The organism is Pantoea sp. CTOTU49201 (genome assembly GCF_032054795.1).
Classification (GTDB): Bacteria; Pseudomonadota; Gammaproteobacteria; order Enterobacterales; family Enterobacteriaceae; genus Pantoea; species Pantoea symbiotica.
Genome location: NZ_DAMBSA010000031.1, coordinates 1 through 2327 on the forward strand (window position 1 = coordinate 1; position 2327 = coordinate 2327).

The 2327-nt window shown below is 54.4% G+C and carries 2 protein-coding genes and 1 pseudogene; 1 reads left to right on the forward strand and 2 read right to left on the reverse strand.

The annotated features are described in order from the left end of the window. Together RTY00_RS04030 and RTY00_RS04035 are read right to left on the reverse strand one after the other, a co-directional pair. A pseudogene (locus tag RTY00_RS04030) lies at positions 1-451 on the reverse strand (transketolase); the annotation flags it as partial. Positions 452-480: 29 nt separating this feature from the next. Beyond that, entirely contained in the window at positions 481-939 is a 459-nt protein-coding gene (locus tag RTY00_RS04035; RefSeq protein ID WP_312663486.1) for an RpiB/LacA/LacB family sugar-phosphate isomerase, read from the reverse strand. A 446-nt stretch (positions 940-1385) separates the two neighbouring features. On the opposite strand from RTY00_RS04035, the gene RTY00_RS04040 reads away from it, so the two are divergent. Then, on the forward strand, positions 1386-2327 hold a 942-nt coding region (locus tag RTY00_RS04040), incomplete at its 3' end, for an MFS transporter (RefSeq protein ID WP_312663487.1).

A 2327-nucleotide genomic window follows, 5' to 3' on the forward strand; every position in this document is an offset into this window, starting at 1 on the left:
CGTAGGTGTTATGGTCTACGATGTCATGATCCGGACGGTTGAACTGCGCCGCCAGCGTGCGCTCGGCAATAGCAAAACCGACTGCGTTGGCGATGCCCTGACCCAGCGGGCCGGTAGTGGTTTCAACGCCCGGCGTGTAGCCGTATTCAGGATGCCCCGGCGTTTTGGAGTGCAGCTGGCGGAAATTTTTTAATTCGCTGAGCGGCAAATCGTAACCGCTCAGGTGCAACAGGCTGTAAATCAGCATGGAGCCGTGGCCGTTCGATAAAACGAAGCGGTCGCGGTTAGCCCAGTTGGGATTGCGTGGATTGTGCTGCAAAAAGTCGAGCCACAAGACTTCAGCGATATCCGCCATGCCCATCGGGGCGCCCGGATGTCCCGAATTGGCTTGTTGAACACCATCCATACTCAAAGCGCGGATGGCGTTGGCTCTTTCCCGGCGTGTAGACATAAGGTTCTCCAGAGGTGCGACGTCGGCGCTTATTTAGCGTGAGATACTTGTTCGTAGTAACCGATCTTCTCAACTTTGGCGGTTGAGCCGCCACCTTCAAACTCCGATGCCAGCCAGGCATTCACGATGTTCTTCGCCAGCTCAGGCCCGATGACGCGCGCGCCCATGGTCATGATCTGCGCATTGTTGCTCTTGCGAGCACGCTCGGCGGAGAAGGTGTCGTGACACTGCGCCGCGCGCACGCCTTCTACTTTATTGGCTACAATCGCCACACCGATACCGGTGCCGCACAGCAGAATGCCGCGCTCAAATTCTTTCTTCTGGATGGCGGTGGCGAGCGCAAATGCCACATCCGGGTACATCGGACGGTCGTTTTGCGCGTCATTGGTGTAATCCGTCACCACATACTCTTTCTCTTCCAGCAGCTTTTTAATCACATTTTTCAATTCGATAGCCGCATCATCGGCGCCAATTGCGATAGTTTTCATCGTCGTTCTCCAGCAGGGTGTGCAATGACGCCTGCACGTTTGTTCAGCAGGCGAGAAGATGTTCATGGTTAGCCTGCCATAAATTCAATCATATGTTCAATGGTTGTTCATATGAATTGCCTTCAGGGTCGCGTCTGAATTGCTCATAAAACCCTGTTAAACCGCCTGTTCAGCGTCGCATGGGCGCACTAATCCGATAAATTGACCAAAATCAAATCTCATGAAGCCGCTCACACTTTCGCGTGTTGCAGTTGAGAGATGCACAATTATCCGTGTAGTGTTCATATGTTCGCATGACTATACCAATGTACAAGAAGACCCATCGAGGACTCGAACATGTGTCATTTACACCGTACCTCTCAGTACTCCTGCAGCCAGCGCGCCTTTGGCGTTTGGTCAACACCACATAAAGAAATGATCACTCACGCACGTCGTGGAGGTGCGTTATGAACCAACAAACAATGACGGCGGTGGAACAATCCACCATCAGAAAAATCTCCTGGCGCTTAGTGCCGTTCGTGGCGCTGATGTTCTTTATCAACTTCCTCGATCGCACCGCGATTTCGTTTGCCGGTCCTAACGGCATGACGCAAGACCTCGGCCTCACTGCGCTGCAGTTTGGCCTGGCGTCGGGCATCTTCTTTATTGGTTACATTCTGCTGGAAGTGCCAAGCAACCTCGCGCTGCATAAGTTCGGCGCGCGTCGCTGGCTGGCGCGCATCATGATCAGCTGGGGCATTGTCTCGCTGCTGTTCACCTGGGTGAGCAGTGTGGAAGGCTTGTATACGCTGCGTCTGCTGCTGGGTATCGCCGAAGCCGGCTTCTTCCCTGGCGCAATTCTCTATCTCAGCATGTGGGTGCCGGGACGTCATCGCAGCAAAATCCTGTCGCTGTTCTATCTTGCGCAGCCGCTGACGGTGGTGTTCGGTGCACCTTTAGCCGCGTCACTGATTCAGCAGCACGGCCTGTTTGGTATGGAAGGCTGGCGCGTGATGTTTATGGGTGTCTCAATTCCCGCGATTCTGATTGGTATCGTCGCACTGTTCTGGTTGGTGGATTCGCCGCGTCAGGCCAAGTGGCTGACCGCCGAAGAGAAAACCTGGCTGACCACCGAACTGGAAGCCGAGCATCAACAGAAGCAGGGCCATCAAAAACACAGCCTGCGTTCGGTGATGGGTAATGGCCGCGTGTGGATGCTGTGCCTGATTTATTTCGGCTTTATTTATGGTCTGTATGCGCTGGCGTTCTTCCTGCCGACCATCATCGCGGGCTTCCAGCAGCAGTTTGGCACCACCTTTAACGTGATGCAGAAAGGGCTGATTACCGGCGTGCCGTACCTGATCGCGGCGGTGGTGATGTTCTTCTGGTCGAAAGATGCCACACGTCGC

Coding starts and splice junctions, on each gene's coding strand:
- RTY00_RS04035 (WP_312663486.1), bottom strand. CDS start 939: ATGAAAACTATCGCAATTGGCGCCGATGATGCGGCTATCGAATTGAAA.